This window comes from Streptomyces sp. Da 82-17 (assembly GCF_046098215.1).
GTDB lineage: Bacteria > Actinomycetota > Actinomycetes > Streptomycetales > Streptomycetaceae > Streptomyces.
In genome coordinates, this window is the sequence record NZ_JBJURH010000005.1 from 139,133 (window position 1) to 154,953 (window position 15,821).

The 15,821-nt window shown below is 73.2% G+C and carries 14 protein-coding genes and 1 pseudogene; 7 read left to right on the plus strand and 8 right to left on the minus strand.

Translation table 11 applies throughout. The annotated features are described in order from the left end of the window. Window positions 1–62: 62 nt before the first annotated feature. Window positions 63–1,070 (minus strand): NAD(P)H-dependent oxidoreductase, encoded by a 1,008-nt coding sequence (locus ACIDOF_RS10440; RefSeq protein ID WP_409005490.1) that lies wholly within the window; start codon window positions 1,068–1,070, stop codon window positions 63–65. A 183-nt stretch (window positions 1,071–1,253) separates the two neighbouring features. Between ACIDOF_RS10440 and sigJ the strand changes: the two genes are divergently transcribed. Then, window positions 1,254–2,270, plus strand: a complete 1,017-nt coding sequence (sigJ, locus tag ACIDOF_RS10445) for an RNA polymerase sigma factor SigJ (protein ID WP_409005491.1) — start codon at window positions 1,254–1,256, stop codon at window positions 2,268–2,270. A gap of 33 nt (window positions 2,271–2,303) precedes the next feature. Here sigJ and ACIDOF_RS10450 read toward each other — a convergent pair whose 3' ends face one another. The 3 genes from ACIDOF_RS10450 to ACIDOF_RS10460 form a co-directional block, all read right to left on the minus strand. Further along, window positions 2,304–3,518 (minus strand): hypothetical protein, encoded by a 1,215-nt coding sequence (locus tag ACIDOF_RS10450; protein WP_409005492.1) that lies wholly within the window; start codon window positions 3,516–3,518, stop codon window positions 2,304–2,306. A 17-nt stretch (window positions 3,519–3,535) separates the two neighbouring features. Further along, the gene (locus ACIDOF_RS10455) at window positions 3,536–4,336 is read right to left on the minus strand and encodes a hypothetical protein (RefSeq protein WP_409005493.1); all 801 of its coding nucleotides are present in this window, start codon (window positions 4,334–4,336) and stop codon (window positions 3,536–3,538) included. Window positions 4,337–4,581: 245 nt separating this feature from the next. After that, on the minus strand, window positions 4,582–6,111 hold the full coding sequence (locus ACIDOF_RS10460; protein ID WP_409005494.1) for a hypothetical protein: 1,530 nt from the start codon (window positions 6,109–6,111) through the stop codon (window positions 4,582–4,584). Between the two features lie 119 nt (window positions 6,112–6,230). Here ACIDOF_RS10460 and ACIDOF_RS10465 point away from each other — a divergent pair, with 119 nt between their 5' ends. Continuing rightward, window positions 6,231–6,719 carry a glutathione peroxidase gene (locus ACIDOF_RS10465; protein ID WP_409005495.1) on the plus strand — a complete coding sequence of 163 codons (489 nt, stop codon included), beginning with the start codon at window positions 6,231–6,233 and terminating at the stop codon, window positions 6,717–6,719. A gap of 13 nt (window positions 6,720–6,732) precedes the next feature. Here ACIDOF_RS10465 and ACIDOF_RS10470 read toward each other — a convergent pair whose 3' ends face one another. Further along, window positions 6,733–7,047 carry a cupin domain-containing protein gene (locus ACIDOF_RS10470; protein WP_409005496.1) on the minus strand — a complete coding sequence of 105 codons (315 nt, stop codon included), beginning with the start codon at window positions 7,045–7,047 and terminating at the stop codon, window positions 6,733–6,735. 251 nt (window positions 7,048–7,298) lie between these two features. On the opposite strand from ACIDOF_RS10470, the gene ACIDOF_RS10475 reads away from it, so the two are divergent. Beyond that, entirely contained in the window at window positions 7,299–7,712 is a 414-nt protein-coding gene (locus ACIDOF_RS10475) for an SsgA family sporulation/cell division regulator (RefSeq protein WP_409005497.1), read from the plus strand. A 348-nt stretch (window positions 7,713–8,060) separates the two neighbouring features. Here ACIDOF_RS10475 and ACIDOF_RS10480 read toward each other — a convergent pair. From ACIDOF_RS10480 to ACIDOF_RS10490, 3 genes and pseudogenes are all read right to left on the minus strand, one after another. Then, window positions 8,061–8,180 (minus strand): annotated as a pseudogene (locus tag ACIDOF_RS10480) (aldo/keto reductase); the annotation flags it as partial. A 160-nt stretch (window positions 8,181–8,340) separates the two neighbouring features. Further along, the gene (locus ACIDOF_RS10485) at window positions 8,341–9,384 is read right to left on the minus strand and encodes a DUF1152 domain-containing protein (protein WP_409005498.1); all 1,044 of its coding nucleotides are present in this window, start codon (window positions 9,382–9,384) and stop codon (window positions 8,341–8,343) included. Beyond that, the gene (locus tag ACIDOF_RS10490; RefSeq protein WP_409005499.1) at window positions 9,381–10,817 is read right to left on the minus strand and encodes a coproporphyrinogen-III oxidase family protein; all 1,437 of its coding nucleotides are present in this window, start codon (window positions 10,815–10,817) and stop codon (window positions 9,381–9,383) included. The genes ACIDOF_RS10485 and ACIDOF_RS10490 overlap by 4 nt, the downstream gene beginning before the upstream one ends. A gap of 215 nt (window positions 10,818–11,032) precedes the next feature. On the opposite strand from ACIDOF_RS10490, the gene ACIDOF_RS10495 reads away from it, so the two are divergent. From ACIDOF_RS10495 to ACIDOF_RS10510, 4 genes are read left to right on the plus strand one after another with little or no spacing between them, the layout of a single operon-like run. After that, window positions 11,033–12,286 (plus strand): ATP-grasp domain-containing protein, encoded by a 1,254-nt coding sequence (locus ACIDOF_RS10495; protein WP_409005500.1) that lies wholly within the window; start codon window positions 11,033–11,035, stop codon window positions 12,284–12,286. A gap of 3 nt (window positions 12,287–12,289) precedes the next feature. Further along, entirely contained in the window at window positions 12,290–13,540 is a 1,251-nt protein-coding gene (locus ACIDOF_RS10500; RefSeq protein ID WP_409005501.1) for an acetyl-CoA carboxylase biotin carboxylase subunit family protein, read from the plus strand. After that, window positions 13,537–14,799 (plus strand): MFS transporter, encoded by a 1,263-nt coding sequence (locus tag ACIDOF_RS10505; RefSeq protein WP_409005502.1) that lies wholly within the window; start codon window positions 13,537–13,539, stop codon window positions 14,797–14,799. The genes ACIDOF_RS10500 and ACIDOF_RS10505 overlap by 4 nt, the downstream gene beginning before the upstream one ends. Beyond that, window positions 14,793–15,821, plus strand: a complete 1,029-nt coding sequence (locus tag ACIDOF_RS10510; RefSeq protein ID WP_409005503.1) for a GNAT family N-acetyltransferase — start codon at window positions 14,793–14,795, stop codon at window positions 15,819–15,821. Before ACIDOF_RS10505 ends, ACIDOF_RS10510 begins: the two co-directional genes overlap by 7 nt.

Sequence of the window (15,821 nt, forward strand, 5' to 3'; positions counted from 1 at the left end):
GCCATCTTCCTCCGGCACTGCTCGCGCATCGGCCGACCTCGCCCTTCCCGACGGGGAGAGGGTCACGGCTCCAGGTCCACCACCCCCTTCCCGTCCCGGATGTCCAGCGGTACCGACACGTGGTCGTGGGTGATGAGCCACTCGCCGTCGGTCCTGCGGAAGCAGAGGGTGGCGCGGACCCACATGCCGTCGACCTGTGTGCCGTCGGCCAGCGTGCCGCTGAGGCGGCCGAAGGCGTGGGCGTACGCGAGGTCGTCGGCCACCGTGGGCGTCAGGTCGCGGACTTCGTACGCCGGGTTCTTGAAGTACGTGAACACGTTCGCCCAGTTCTTGAGCTTCGCGTCGATCCCGACGTGCTGGAGCGGCGGGTCGATGTCGAAGGAGACGGCGTCGGTCGCGTAGCGGCGCCGCAGGCCGTCGAGGTCCTTGGCCCGGATCGCCGCGGCGAGCGCGTCGACGCTGCGGCGGACGGCCGCTTCGTCCGCCTCGCGCCGCGTGGGCGTGGGCGGCCGCTCGTCCGTGGTCCGGGCGACGACGTGGTCGAGGAGGGCGTCCAGGGCGGTGGCGTGCTCGTCGCCGGGTTCGAGGGTCGTCCGGTCCTTGAAGTCGGTGTGCAGGAAGAACGACACCTGCGGTGCCACCGCGCGCATCGTGAGGAGCTCGCAGAGCGCCCGCAGCTGCCGGACCGCGTGGACGCCGCCGCGGACGCCGTACGAGACGAACCCGACGGGCTTGCCCGTCCACTCCGCGTGCAGGTAGTCGACGGCGTTCTTCAGCACGCCGGGGATCGAGGCGTTGTACTCGGGGGTGACCATGACGAATCCGTCGCAGCGCGCGACGGTCTCCGACCAGGCGCGGGTGTGGGCGTGCTCGTACCGCCCGGTGAGCGCGGGCAGCGGCTCGTCGAGGTGGGGCAGCGGGTGGTCGAGGAGATCGATCACCTCGAACTCGGCGTCGCCCCGGCGGGCGGCCCGCTCCTGCACCCAGCGGGCGACCTGCGCGCCCTTGCGGCCGGGCCGGGTGCTGCCGATGAGTATGCCGATCCTGCGCTTGGCTGCCGTAGCCGTCATGTCTGTCGTCTCCTGACGTGGCGAGTGCTTCGAGGCGAGTGCTTCGAAGCGAGTGCTTCAAGCAGTACGACGACGCGGCCTCCCCGAATGTCAGGGAGAGCGGCGGACGTGACAATCCGGCGGGCTGTCTCGTCGTACTCGTACGAGCGAGGGACGATCCAGGAGCAGGGAGCCACAGGAGCCATGACCGACCAGCCGGAACAGCAACTCGCGCCGCCCGAGGCCGACTTGGACGCGATCGTCGGTGAGCGGCGGCGGCTGACCGGGCTCGCCTACCGGCTGCTCGGCTCGCTCGCCGAGGCGGAGGACGCGGTGCAGGAGACGTACGCCCGCTGGTACGCCCTGTCCCGGCCGCAGCAGGACGCCGTCGAGTCGCCCGGCGCCTGGCTGACGACGGTCGCGACCCGCGTGTGCCTGGACCTCCTCGGCTCGGCGCGGGTGCGGCGCGAGCGGTACGTGGGCGAGTGGATCCCGGAGCCGCTGCCCGCGCGGGCGGACCGGGCCGAGTGGCTCGACGGCCGCCCCGGCAGCGCCACTTCGGGCGCCTCGGGCTCCGCGGACCCGGCCGACCGGGTCACCCTCGACGAGTCGGTGAGCATGGCGTTCCTCGTCGTACTGGAGTCCCTGACCCCGGCGCAGCGTGTCGCGCTCGTGCTGCACGACGTGTTCGGGTTCCCGTTCGCCGAGATCGCCGGGATCACCGGCCGCACGCCTGCGGCCTGCCGCGAACTCGCCTCCGCCGCCCGCCGCCGCATCCGCGCCTCCCTGACCGCCCCCGAGACCCCTGCGGCCCAACAGGCCCGACTGGTAAGGAAGTTCAAGAGGGCCTGGGACGCCCAGGACATCGACGCGCTCGTCGGCCTCCTCGCGCCGGGCGCCACGTTCACGGCGGACGGCGGCGGGGTGGTCGCCGCCGTGCTCCACCCGATCGAGGGCGCCGAGGGCATCGCCCGCCACCTCACCGACCTCTCCGCACGCGCGTCCGGCGGCCTGACGGTCGCGGAGCGCACGGTCAACGGGCGGGCCGGGCTGGTGCTCCAGTACGGCGGGGAGATCGCGGCGGTGTACGCGTTCGAGGTCGCGGGTTCGCGGGTCGTGGGTTCTCAGGTCGCGGGTTCTCAGGTCGTGGACGAGGGCCGGATCACGCGTATCTGGGCGGTGCGGAATCCGGCCAAGTTGCGGTCATGGGCGGGGAGTTGAGCGGCCCGGCGGGCTCCTCGGGCGGGCACCCCCTCACGTTTCCAGGTCCACGTGCACCTCGCCGCACCCGACCCGCTTCGCCTCCGCCTCGACGTACGACGGCAGGACGGCGAGGGCGAGGGATCTGTCGTCGTACGCGTCGTCGTACGCGTCGTCGTACGAGTTGTCGTGTGAGTCGTCGTACGAGTCCTCGTACGAGCCGTCCTCCGTCTTCCGCTCGTGTGCCACGAAGGCGACACGGCCGGAGGGGCAGTCCGCGGTGTAGACGCCGAGGCCGTCCGCGTGGGCGCCGCGGCCGTCGCCGCCCAGCGGTGCGGCCCGGTTCGAGAGCGTCCGGGAGACGACGCGGGCCAGTTCCGGGTCCGTCACCGTCATCAGGCGGAGCCTGTTGGCGCCGAAGGGCGACCTGACGTCGCACGCCCAGGCCGCCGCGCCCGCGCCCGTGCCCGCGCCCGTGTCCGCGCCCGGTGTCGTGCGTACCGCCTTCGTCTCGGGCCCGCGGGCCCAGTCGGGCAAGCGCACGCCGCGGATTCCGCAGAGCCGCTCGGGGTCGGTGTCCGGCAGCTCGTTGCCCTCCGGGGCGCGGGGCAGCCTCGGCGGGTCGTCGTACCGTTCCTCGCAGCCGTACCGCTCCATGACCCCGTTGGCCAACCGCACCACCGCCCGGGACATCGCGTCGAGGCCGCGCCGCGCGTCGACCTCGTTCAGGTACGCGGGGTCGGCCTCGTCCGAGGCGAGGGTGACCACCCGCAACGGCGGTTTCTCGCCCGGCTCGTACGGCCGGTCCTCGCAGCTCGCCGGGAGCGCCACCCAGGCGCGGTTGGCGGACGCCATGCCGGTCACGCCGCCGCCGAGCGGGGTCATACGGGCCGAGAGGTACTGCTCGGTCCAGCTCCGCGCCGGCGTGCCCCGCAGACCGCCCAGCGTCCGCACCGACGCCGTGACCTCCGACTCCAGCTCGTCGTCCCCGAAGCCCTGCATGCTGCACTGCGTACGCATCGGGTCCTCGGTGGCGCGGCGCAGCGGGAGTTCGCTGCTGCGGACGTCGGTGTCCGAGAACAGGGCGTGCGCGACCTCGGGCGAGAGCGCGCCCCAGCACATGTCCCGTGCCACGAAGGGCAGTTCACCGGAACGCCAGGCCGCCGTGCCGCCCGCCCCGAGCAGCGCTCCCACGAGCAGCGCGCCCGCGAGCACCCCGGCGCGCGCGGCCCGACCGGGGGGCCGCCTGCGTCCCGCTCCCTTGCTCAACTCGCTGCGGAAACGGCTCAGTTGTGCTCCTCGTCGATGGTGACGGCGGCGCCGTTGTCGAGCTTCACGACGACCCGCACGCCGCCCTTCTTCGCCGCGGCCTCCAGCTCGCCCTCCGTGCAGCGCTTGTTGTCGCCGTTCTCGCCGCAGATCCAGCCGTTGCCGTTGATGGTCGTGGCGGTGGCGCTGAAGAACGCGAGCTTCGAGCCGTCGCTGCCGAGCAGCGAGTACTTGCCCGGGGCCAGATAGCCGAGCTCCCCGGAGCGGGTGCCGGTCGGCTTGCCGGTGCCGGAGTCGTCACCGCCACCGCTGCCGGCACGGTCCTCGACGACGCTGACCGCGATGCCCTTCTCCAGCTTCACCGTGGCGGACACGCCCTTCTTCGCCGCGGCCTCCAACTGCTCCTCGCTGCACGGGGTCGCCGCCTGGCCGTCGGCGTCGCCGCAGATCTCGCCGGCGCCCTGGATGTCGGTGTCGGTCGAGGTGAAGAACGCCTGCTGGGTGTCCTTCAGGTCGGTGACGGTGTACTTGCCGGGCGCCAGGTAGGAGACGGTGCCGAACCAGGTGCCGGTCACGTCCTTGCCGCCCGCCGGCTTCGCCCCCGAACCGCCGGTGCCGGCCTGCGACTTCGCCCCGTCCGCCGCGGCGCCGTCGCCCCCGCCCCCGCCCTTCGCGTCCGAGTCGGAGACGGACGACCCGGACGACCCGGACGCCTTCTTGCCCCCGTCCGCGTCTCCCTGACAGGCCGTGAGCAGCCCGGTCGTGGCGAGCAGTGCGGCGGCGGCGATGACGGCCCTGCGGCGCTGAGTGCGAAGCATGATGCGGTTCCCCCATGGTGGTACGAAGTCCGGCCCGCCGATCGGCAGGCCGTGCTGTGCAAGTGGTCGATCTTGACCCTGCCCGATCCGACGGCGCCGGGGGAAGCACGGTTACGAGGTGATGACGTACTCGCCGTGCCTTTGGGACAGGGAAAGCTGCTGCTCGACGACAGAGCAGCCAGGGGCAGCGCCGATCGCCTCGTGCACCCGTCGCTCCTCCCCGCGCTCCCCCGCCCTCCCTGACCTCAGCCCACCTCCCCCACCCGCGCAGCCGTCCCCTCCGCCAGTTCGCGGACGTCGTTCGCGGCGTTCTCCGCGAGCTGGGCGAGTACGGCGTCGGCGGTCGTGAGGAGCGTGCGGGCCTCCTCGGTGCGGCCCGCGTCGGCGAAGGCGCGGGTGAGGTGGTAGTGCTCCGCGGCTGTCCAGCGGCCGAGGTTGGTCCGGTGCCAGTGGTCCAGGGAGGGGTCGCCGGGGGTGGCGAGGGCGGTGCGTACGGCGGCCAGGGCTTCGGCCGCCTGCGGCAGGCGGTCCGCCTCGCGTTCCAGGCGGGCCAGGTCGCGCCCGGCCGAGACACGGTCCCAGGCCGTGTCCTGGAGCGCGGTGTACAGGCGTTGGGCTCGCAACGCCTGCGGGAGGTCGCCGAGTTCCTCGAAGTCCCGGGCGAGCGAGCTCAGCGGTGCCGTGGTCAGGGCGTGGGGCGTCCCGGGGCGGCGGAGTCTGCTCCGGTCCCCGTCGATCGCGTCGAGCTCGCGGATCAGCGCCACCCGCGCGAGCTCCGTCATGCCCTGGTCCCGGGCCAGGTCGGTCCACGTGGAGAGCGGCTCGTCCGCCGGGTCCGACCCGACCATCGACGCGTCGAGCCCGCGCGCCCACCGCCGCAACTCGTCGGCGCTCGCGCCCTGTTCCGGTATGTCGCTCAGGCCGCACGCCGTGTCGAAGTCCGTGAACCGGACCTCCTCCAGGAGCGGCAGATCGGCTGTGTCCCCGTGCAGCCCCACCAGCACGGCGGCGATGCGCAGTTCCTCCGTCATCGACGACTCCGCCTCGTGCCGCAGCAGATGCCGCAGCAGCTCCAGATCGCCGTCGGCCCGGTCGAACTGCGCGGCCCGCACGGCGGCCCGGCGGCGCACCGGGTCCTCGGGGACGGCACGCCACCACGTCTCGCGGTCGCCCTCCCGCAGCCGGGCGAGGTCGGCGCGGCCCGCCGCGAGCACCGGCTCCCACAGCGGCGGGCCCGCCGGGCCGAGCAGTTGGTACGCACCCCCCTCGTCCGCGTTGAGCAGCACGAACTCCGGCTCGGTGCGCAGCAGCGCGGCGTGCAGTCTGCCGACCAGCTCGACCGGGGAGCGGTCCGGGAAGCCGAGGGCGGCGCGGAGTTCGGCCCGCTCCTCGTCGATGCCGTAGTCCTCGCGGATCTCGTCCTCGATCTCCGTGACGCGGGCCAGGATCTTCTCCTCGCCGTCGCCCGGGGACAGGTGCGCGCAGTCGCGCCAGCAGGGCAGGCCGATCATGATCTCCAGGGCCTCGTCGACGCTGGAGCCGATGATTCCGGCGCTGCCCTCCGAGTCGGCGTAGAGCACCGAGCCGTCGGCGCACACGAAGTACGTACCGCCCGTGTCGTCCCCGGCCACCACCTCCAGCGGCCCGCCCGAGGCGAGGCGGACCTCCTCGACGTGGCCGTGGGCGGCTCGGTCCAGGTCGAAGTCGAAGGGGAATGCGGCCAGTTCGGCCAGGCGGCGGTCCCGCCGAAGCAGCTGCAGCGCGTGATCGGTCATGTCACAGAACGTAACAGCGCCCACTGACAACGGACTTGCCGCCCCGACCCCGCCACCCCACCAAAGCCGGCCCCGCCCCGGTCTCACCCCCGCACAGGACGAGACCTAGCATCTCCGGCATGTCCCTCTACGATGTCCGGATCGACGCGCTCCAAGGCGGCCCGGCCGACCTCGCCCAGTACCGCGGCAAGGCCGTCCTCGTCGTCAACGTCGCCTCCAAGTGCGGCCTCACCCGCCAGTACGCCGAGCTGGAACAGCTCCAGCGGACGTACGCGGCCCGGGGCTTCACCGTCCTCGGCGTCCCCTGCAACCAGTTCGCCGCGGAGGAGCCCGGGACGCCCGAGGAGATCGCCGCGTTCTGCTCGTCCACGTACGGCGTGACGTTCCCGCTGACCGAGAAGGTCGAGGTGAACGGCCCGCGGCGGCACCCCCTCTACGCGAAGCTCGTGCGCGCCGCGGACGCGGACGGGCACAAGGGGGACATCCGCTGGAACTTCGAGAAGTTCCTCATCGCCCCCGACGGCAAGGTCGCCGCCCGCTTCTCCCCGCAGACCACCCCGGACTCGTACGAGATCGTGGAGGCCCTGGAGGAGATCCTCCCGGCCTGACACGGTCCCGCCGTCAGCCCTGCTCCTGCTTCTGCTCCTGCTTCTGCTTCATCTCGATCTCGACGAAGGCGAGCGGCTCGGTCCCCGCGTTGACGACCTCGTGCTCGCCGCCCGCCTGCCGGGCGTAGGACTCGCCCGCCCGCAGCTCGGAGGTGGTGACCGCGCCGTCGGGGGTGTGCACGTCGGTGCGGCCGTCGGTGACGGGGACGACGACGTAGTCGTACGCGTGCACATGGCGGCCGGTGCTCTGGCCGGGCTCGAAGTCCCAGCGGGTGACCCGCACCCGCTCGTCCTCGTGCTGCACGCTCGCGCGGGCGGTGGTCGTCATGGCTGGAGGCCTCCTTGCCGGTCGGTTCGCCCGTGCCGTCGGCGCGGGCGGGCGGGGCCGCGCCCCGGACCGCAGGCTAACGCCGCGGCGCCGCACGCCCACCCGGACCCCGGCCACCCCTCCCTCACCAACCGTGACTCAGGTCACACAATCTTCTTGTGTAAACCCGCGTAAGGAAAAACCCCGGAGGCGCTCTCCCACCACAGCGGCCCGCGAAAGGCCGTGCTGCTGTCCCCACCATGGAGCCCCTCATGCACGTCACTCTGGAACTGGCCACCGGCGCCCGCCTGGTCACCGCGCACCGCGAGATACCCGTCTCGGTCACCCTCGGCTACGACTCCGCCGACCCGCTCGCCGTCCGGCTCAGGTTCCCCGAGCACATCACGGCCGACGGGAAGGAGGCGACCTGGGTGTTCGCCCGTTCCCTCCTCGCCGAGGGGCTGGCCGCGGGGGGCGGCATCGGCAACGTACGCATCCGGCCGCAAGGGCCGACCCACACCCTCGTGCAGCTCTTCACACCCCAGGGTGTGGCCGTGCTCCGCTTCGACACACGGGTCCTGCGCCGGTTCCTGGTCCGTACGCACTCCGTCGTCGCGCCCGCCAAGGAGGCCGTGACCGTCGACCTGGAGCACGGTCTCGCGACGCTGTTCGGAGGCCGGGCGTGAACCGCGACTTCGACAGCGCCCGGCCCGTCCGTCGCAGCATGGACTCCGTCGACGCCTTCGCTCTCGGGCAGCGGCTGCGGGCGATCCGCGTGGAGCAGGGCCTCCCCCTCTCCCAGGCCGCCTCCGCCGCCGGCCTGTCCCGGCTGTGGGCGGCGCAGATCGAGTGCGGCGAGATCCTCGACCTGGAGACCACCGGCACCTACGCCCGTGTCCTCGGCGCCCACCGCCGGACATCACCCTGCGGATGTGGTCGCCGGCGAGCAGGTCGTGCGGGTGGCCGAGCTCGATCGCGCTCGCCGTGTCGAGGCGGGCCCGCTGGTCGGGGGCGAGGTCGACGTCGAGGGCGACGTCGAGGGCTCCGAGGTTGTCCTCCAGCTGGCCCGGGGTACGGGCGCCGAGGACCGGCGCCGTCACGCCCGGCGCCCGCAACGCCCAGGCCAGGGCGATCTGCGCGGGCGTACGGCCGAGTTCGGCGGCGCACCCCGTGAGCCACGCACACCGCCCGGCCCCGCGGGAACCGGTCGCCCATGAACTTCCCCAGCGGTGCGGGCAGTTGAGCGGTTCTCGTACGGCCTGTGAAGCCGTACGAGAACCGCGTGCTCGGCCCGGGAGAGCCGGGGCCGGGCCCTCAGGTGAGGTGCAGAAGTGGCCCGTGTGCGTTCAGGAGGAGCCGCAGTGCGGGGATGTCGTGCCAGGTGAGGCCCAGGGTGCGGGCGGCGAAGCGGAGGGTGGCGTGGTCGGCGCCCTCCGCGGCTTCTCTGATCTCGGCCAGCGCGCGGTGGCGGTCGGCGGGGAACGCGGCGGTCCACACGGGGCCGGGGCGGCCCCGCTCGCGGTCGAGCTCGTGGATGCCGGTGACCTTGTGCGAGAGGTCGGCCGCCTCGTCCAGGGTCGGAGGCCGCTGGTCGAGGAGGGCCTGGGCGACCGGGTTGCGGTCGAGGGCCTCGGTGAGCGGCAGTTCGTGGACGCGGGCCGAGGCGTCGGTGAGCGGGACGGCGCGGGCGACGGTGCGGACGGTGCCGCGGGTGCCGTGGATCGCGGCGGCGAACAGCGCGGACGCCTCGGTGGGGTGCCACCGGAGGGCCGCGGCGGCCCGGTCGGCGGCGGTCGGGCCGGGTGTGACGTACCGGTCGGTGAGGCGGGCGAGCAGGGTGTCCTGGGGGATCTCCCCGTCGGCGCCGGGGCCGGCGACGTGGACGGTGGCGGTGACGCCCGCGAGGTGGCAGGCGGCCAGGGTGTACGCGTCCACCAGGGGGCTGCACAGGGTGGGTTCGTCGCCGCGGGTGAGGATGTCCCCGCCGATGTCGACGATCCTGACCCGTCCGGCGGCGGGCACGGCCATGGCGGCGATCTGCCGGGCCAGGCCGGTCAGGCCCTCGGTCGGGTCGAGCATCAGGAGCCGCGCGGGCAGTGCTTCCGCGAGGGCCGGCAGGGTCGAGCCGGCGGGGGCGACGGCCCGGGTCGCGGGTGTGAAGGCGGGTCCGGCCGGGTCCTGGCCGAGCCCGGTGAAGTCGGCGGCGCCCAACGGGCCGGGCGTGGGGTCGACTTCGGGGCGCTCCCAGGCGTACGTGGCGATCGCGGGGCGGCCGTGGCCGGGGACGAGCGGGTGCGCGGCGATGGTGGCGCCGAGCGGGTCGCCGCCTCCGCCGGCCGCGATGAGCAGATCGCTCACGCACTCTCCCGGAGGTCGATTCCGGTGATGCGTACGGGAGTTGCTCCCATGTTCCGCTGGGCGCGCTTGTTGGCGTGGTGCAGGCCCTCGTAGTACTCGCGGTCGAGGGCGGTGACGTGGTCGGAGTAGAACATCCAGGACAGGATGTCGCGGTACTTGAAGCCCTTCGGGGTGAGTTGGACGCGGCGGCCCAGGCGGTGGATGAGGCCGTTGTGCTCGGCGGCGTCGAGGACGGCCTCGACCTCGGGGCCGATCTTCTCCAGGCCGAAGCGGTCCAGTTCGGACAGGTCGAGGTCGAAGGTGTCGAGGACGAGGCGTTTGCGGACGAGTTCCTCGGGGGTCAGCTCGAAGCCGGTGACGGGCTGGAGCCGGTGGTTCTTCGCGCGGTCGATGTAGTCGGCGACCTCGGCGGTGGAGGGTTTGACGCTGCCCGTCATGTAGTCGAGGACGGTGGTGTACGAGCGGGCGCCGACGCCGAGGCCGAGCAGGGGCACGCCGTGGAAGGTGAGGACCTTCTGCACGTAGCCGCCGCGTCCCGGCTTCTTGTAGCGGACGGAGCCCTCCTGCACATAGCCGTGGTCGAGGAACACCTTGCGGGCGTAGTCGTAGCGCTCGTACAGCTCGGGCTGCCACATGTACTGGTAGGAGCCGGTCCGGGAGAACCAGGCGTCCGGGCGGACCGTGAGGAAGTACGTGCTGACGGTGGTGGGGCCGAGCTTCGCGAGCTCGTCGACCGAGTGCCGCCAGGACTCGGGGGTCTGCCCGGCGAAGCCCATGATGAGGTCGGTGGACAGGTCGGGCAGGCCGAGGTCCTGGACGACGGCGACGGCCTCGCGGATGACGTCCTCGCCGGACTTGCGCCGCCCGGCCTCGCGGATCTCCTGCGGTACGAGGGACTGGATGCCGACGTTGGCGCGGGTCAGCCCCAGCCGGAGGAGGCGGGCGAAGCCGTCGGGGTCGTCCACGATCGAGTCCGGGGTGGCCTCGACGGCGACTTCCTCCACGGTGGAGCGCCAGTTGGGGTAGACCTCGCCGAGGGTGCGGAAGATCTGTTCGAAGTGCTCGGTCCGCAGCAGGGCGGGGGTGCCGCCGCCGATGTAGACGGTGCGCAGGCGGCGGGCCCGGATGATGTCGGCGTGGTCGCGGATCTGGGTGCAGAGGGCGTCGGTGTACGCGTCGTACACGTCCTGGTCGGTGGAGATGATCGTGTACAGGTTGCAGAAGCCGCACTTGACGTTGCAGAACGGCACGTGCAGGTAGAGGTTGAGCTCGGGCGTCTGGTGATGCGCGAGGTCGCGTTCCCACACGTCCCTCACGTTCCAGCGGCCCTCTTCCAGGGGCCGGTAGGTGGAGCGGGGCGGGTAGGAGTACTGGTAGGGCGGGATGACGCCTTGGTCGATGTACTGCGCGAGCTGCTTGCGCAGGGTGTTCACGTGCTTCCCCATTTCGGTTGTGCCAGTGAAGGTGACCGTGCGACGCGATCCGACCACGCTCGCGCGGCGGGGAGCCATGAGCGGTGCACACCAAATGCCCTGCTGTGACGGGGCAGTTGTTCGGATGTTGATCCAAACGGGCCGACCGTGCCGCCTGGTGTTTTCGTCGGTCGGCCCGATAGCCACGCAACCGGCCCGGCGGATTGGGTGGGGCCATGCGAAGCGGCACGGGCCCCGAGGGGTCGAGAGTGCTGGTCGTGGAGCCGATGGGGAACGCCGGGCGTTTCCTCGTCGAGGCCGCTGACCGGCTGGGCGTCCATCTGTACGCGGCCACCCACAAGGACGTGCACGACACCTACCCGGACCGGCTCAGGTCGGCGTTGGCGGGGGTGTGCGCGACCGATCTGACCGATGTGCCGCGGGCGTTGGACGACATGGAGGAGTTCTGCCGCGCGCACGGCGTCCGCGGCGTGACCGCCTGCTGGGAGCTGTTCACGCCGCTCGCCGCGCTCCTGGCCGAGCGGCTCGGCCTTCCCGGCAACGACCCGGCGCTCGCCCGGGCGGCCCGCAACAAGATCCTCATGGGGCAGGTGTTCACCTCGGCGGGTGTGCCGGCGCCGCGCTCGCGGGTCGTCGAGGACGAGGCGGGGGCCCACGCGGTGGCGTCCTCGCGGGAGTTGGGCTGGCCGCTGGTGGTCAAGCCCGCCGAGCAGGGCGGCTCCTGGGGGGTGAGCGTGGTGAGCGGCCCCGACCAGTTGTCGGCCGCGGTCGCGGACGCCCGGCGCCACGCGTACGCCGAGCCGCACGGGCTGCGGCTCGACACCCGGGTCCTGGTGCAGGAGTACGTGCCGGGGGACGAGTTCTCCTGCGAGACGGTGGTCGTGGGCGGGGTGCCGTACCCGCTGCCCGTCGTCCGCAAGTCGACGACCGACGGCGGCCGCCGGGTGGAGACCGGCCACGCCTGCCCCTCCGGGCTCCCCGCGCCCCTGGCCCGGCAGGTGCAGCACACCGCGGCCCGCGCCGCGCTCGCCGTGGGGGTGCGCAACGGGGTGGCGCACACGGAGGTGAAGGTCCGGCCGGGGTCGGACGTGCCGTACGTGATCGAGACGGGCGCGCGGCTGCCGGGCGGGAACATCTGCGAGGTCGTCGAGGCGGCCACCGGCGTCAGCACGGCCGCCGCCTCCCTTCAGGCGGTCCTCGGCCGGATGCCCGACACCACGCCCGTACGCGACGAGGCGGCGGCGATCCGCTTCCTGCTGCCCGAGCGCGGCGGCCGGCTGGAGCGGGTGCACGTACCGCAGCAGCCCGGCACGTACCACGAACTCCGCCTGGAAACCGGCGCGTTGGTGCCGGACCCGGCCGACGAATCGTGCCGGGTCGGGCATGTGCTGGCGCGGGCGACGCGTGTCGAGGCGGCCGAACGCCTGGCGGACCTGGTGGTCGCCGGGGCCCGAGTGGAAGTGAGCTGAGGCATGCGGAAGATCGCGTTTCTCCGGTCGGTGGACGTCCGGCGCGCCGACCCGTACATCCAGGAGGCCGTACGCGCCCTCACCGCGCAGGGCGTACAGGCGGCGCTCTTCCACACCCACGGGGGCCCGGGTGACGGCGACTTCCCCGGGGAGCGGTACCGCCTCGACGAGGACGTCACGCCGCTCGAACTCGCCGAGCAGGTGGCGAGGTGGGGAGCGGACGCGGCCGTGTCGATCTCCCTGCCGTGCGAGAACGCGCTGCGTGACGCGGCGGCGAAGTCGTACCTGGAGGCGCGCGGCGTCCCGACCGTCATGACGCCGCTCGACTCGACGCTGCGGCTGATCGACAAGTGGGAGACCAAGCAACTCCTCGCCGACGCCGGGCTCGACGTGCCGCGCGGCTTCCGCGTCGACTCGGACCTGCTTGCCGGGCGCGGGGTGCCGGTGCCGGGCTACCGGGACGCCGTACGGGCGCAGGCCGAGCGGATCGGGTATCCGCTGCTGTCCAAACCCGTGTGGGACTCGACGAGTTTCGGCATCCGCCCGCTGGCCTCGCCCGCCGCCCTGGACGGGTACCTGGCCGATCCGCCCCCGGTGTCGGCGGTGGTCGAGGAGGTGGTGCGCGGGGACCTGTGCAGCGTGGACGTCGTGGGGCGGCCGGGGGCCTACCGCGTGCTGCCGGTGTGCTGGACGGGACGCGCCGGGCCTGAGCCGGTCTTCACGTTCGAGGACCTGCGCTGGTGCGGGCCGCGCCCGGAGGCCGACGAACGGTTCGGGGACGTGGCGGGCAGGCTCGCCGCGCTGTGCGAACGGCTCGGCGTGCTCGGGTCGGTCAACGTCGACATGATCTGGACCGGTGAGCGGTTCACGGTCCTGGAGGTCAACCCGCGGATCGGCGGCGCCACCACCCTGTCCTGCGCGGCCTCGGGCACGAACACGTTCACCGCGCTCACGGACCTGGCCCGCGGGCTCCCGCCGGTCGACGGCCTTGCTCCGCGCACGAGTTGGGCGATCGAGTTCCTCGTGCCCGAAGGGATCCCGGAGCCGGTGGCGGCCGAGCTGCGGGCGCGTCTGGACGTGGTGACCGCGCACGAGCTGGTGATCGACGACACGTGTCACGGCGACATCGTCGTCCTCCGCCTCGCCGAAGGGGACGAGGAGCGGACGGTGAAGGTGCTGCGGGAACTCCGTGCGACGGCCGGGTTCCCGGACGAAGGGGTCCTTGCCAAGATCTGTTCCCTGCTCACGCCGTGACGCCCGCCCCCACCTCGTCCACCGGGACCGTTCCCCGCAGCCGCACGCGCCGCTCGGGGGTGCCGCGGCTGCGGGGGCACGGCCTGTTCGTCCTCGGCCATCTGATCGACTCGGTCGGCAACGGCATGCTCCTGCCGCTCGGCCTGCTGTACTTCACCGACGTACGCGGGCTCCCTCTGGCCGCCGTCGGCGTGGCCATGACGGTGGGTCAGGCGCTGGCGCTGCCGGTCACGTTCGTCGCCGGGCGCCTGATGGACCGGCTCGGGCCGAAGTCGCTGGTCGTGGGGGCCAACGTGCTGTCCGCGGCCGGGTTTCTCTGCTTCCTGCCCGCGCGGGAGTTGTGGCAGGTGTCCGTCGCGTATCTGCTGGTGCAGGCCGGGATCAACGCATACTTCACCGCCCAGCGCACCCTGACCGCGCACGTCACGGGGGACGGGGAGCGCCGGGCGTGGTTCGCGTTCACCGGCGCGCTGCGCAACGTCGGGCTCGCGGTCGGCGCCGGCGTCGCGGGGCTCGCCCTTGCGGTGTTCGGGAGCGGTGCGCTGACCTGGATGATCGCCGTCGACGCCGGCACGTATCTGCTCGCCGCGGCCTGCTTCAGCACGCTCACCGCCACTCCCCCGCCGCCGGACCCGCCGCCAGCGTCGCGGGACGAGCGCTCCGCGCACGCGCGCCGCTATCTGCTGCTCGTCGCCGCGACCGTCCCGTACGTCCTCGCGCAGGCCGCGCTGTCGGTGCTCGTCGCCGTCTACGTCACCCGCGCGCTGGAGCTGCCGGCGTGGTCCGCGAGCCTGCTGTTCGGCGTCAACACGGTGATCGTGTCGGGGTTCTCCACCGTGGTCACGGCCCGCCTTGCACCGGCCGTGCCGCGCCGTGCCGTGGGCGCCGGGCATCTGCTGATGGCGGCGGCGATGGCCGCGTTCGCCGTGCCCGCCCTGACCGGGCCCGGCCCTGCCGTGTGGGCCGTACTGGTCGCCGCGACGGTGCTGTTCAGCGTGGCGGAGATCCTGCTCGGGCCGGCCCTGAGCGAGCTGTCGGTCTCCCTGACGCCGAGGGCCGCTTCGGGCTTCACGCAGGGCCTCTACCAGTTCGCGTGGGCGCTCGGCATGGTCGCCGCCCCGGCCCTGTTCACCTCGCTCCTCCAGGCCGGGCCGGTCGTCCCGTGGGCAGCGGAGGCCGCGGCCTGCCTCCTCGCGTTCCTCGCGGCGCCCGCGCTCCGCCCATCCGACCGTCACCGCCGCAGGAGGCCCCCGTGTTGAGCACCGCCCTCGTCGACAGCATCCACCAGGTCCCGGCCGCCGACTGGGACGTACTCGCGGCTCCCGTGAGCCTCTACCTCTCCCACCGGTGGCTGGCCGGAGAGGAACAGGACCCCACGGCCACGCCCGCGTACGCGCTCGTACGGGACGGCCGCGGCGCCCTCCTCGCCGCGGCCCCGCTGTACCTCGTGCACGACGAGCCCAACGACAACTACCGCCCGGAGCGGGTCCTCTGGGCTCCGGTACGGCCCCGCGTGATCGCGGGCGCCCGCCGCGGATACCACAACGGCCCGCTGCTCTCCGCCGACCTGACGCCCGACCTGAGGGACGCCTGCCTGGCCGCGCTCACGGACGCGGCACGCTCCTTCGCCGCCGCGCACGGCACCACGCACTGGTGGCCGTACCTCACGCATGACGCCGCCGCCCGCCTCTCCCCGCACCACGACCGGCCGCCCCTGCACCTCGCGGACGACGCCACGATCCCGCTGCCGGGCGGCGGCTTCGACGACTACCTCGCCTCCCTGCCCGGCAAGCGCCGCGTCAGCATCCGCCGGGAGCGCCGCACGCTCGCCGAATCCCCCTTCGCCGTACGGGAGTTGAGCCTCGACGACTGCTGCGCCGAGGCCGGGGCGCTGCTCGCCGGTCACCAGCAGGGGCACGGCCGCGACCGGGACGGCGTCGACGCCATGACCGCGCTCCTGAAGCGGCAGGCACAGGCCATGGGCGACACGGCCCGCGTCGTGGCCGCGTACGACGGCGACCGGATGGCCGGGTTCTGCCTCTCCTACCACTACGGCGCCACGACCTGGGTCCGCGCGGTCGCCGTCGACAGCTCCCGCCCCGCCCCCTCCCTGTACTTCAACCTCGCGTACTACCTGCCCATCGAGTCCGCCTACGCGCACGGCACGTCGGCTCTGCACGTCGGCATGAACACCATCGAGGCGAAGCGGCTGCGGGGCGCGGTGGTGAGCGGGTTGTACGCGGTGACGGACGCGTCCTACGGGAGCGGGAAGGGGCGGTGA

Coding starts and splice junctions, on each gene's coding strand:
- ACIDOF_RS10455 (WP_409005493.1), bottom strand. CDS start 4,336: ATGCTTCGCACTCAGCGCCGCAGGGCCGTCATCGCCGCCGCCGCACTG.
- ACIDOF_RS10500 (WP_409005501.1), top strand. CDS start 12,290: ATGCGGAAGATCGCGTTTCTCCGGTCGGTGGACGTCCGGCGCGCCGAC.
- sigJ (WP_409005491.1), top strand. CDS start 1,254: ATGACCGACCAGCCGGAACAGCAACTCGCGCCGCCCGAGGCCGACTTG.
- ACIDOF_RS10440 (WP_409005490.1), bottom strand. CDS start 1,070: ATGACGGCTACGGCAGCCAAGCGCAGGATCGGCATACTCATCGGCAGC.
- ACIDOF_RS10460 (WP_409005494.1), bottom strand. CDS start 6,111: ATGACCGATCACGCGCTGCAGCTGCTTCGGCGGGACCGCCGCCTGGCC.
- ACIDOF_RS10465 (WP_409005495.1), top strand. CDS start 6,231: ATGTCCCTCTACGATGTCCGGATCGACGCGCTCCAAGGCGGCCCGGCC.
- ACIDOF_RS10475 (WP_409005497.1), top strand. CDS start 7,299: ATGCACGTCACTCTGGAACTGGCCACCGGCGCCCGCCTGGTCACCGCG.
- ACIDOF_RS10495 (WP_409005500.1), top strand. CDS start 11,033: ATGCGAAGCGGCACGGGCCCCGAGGGGTCGAGAGTGCTGGTCGTGGAG.
- ACIDOF_RS10470 (WP_409005496.1), bottom strand. CDS start 7,047: ATGACGACCACCGCCCGCGCGAGCGTGCAGCACGAGGACGAGCGGGTG.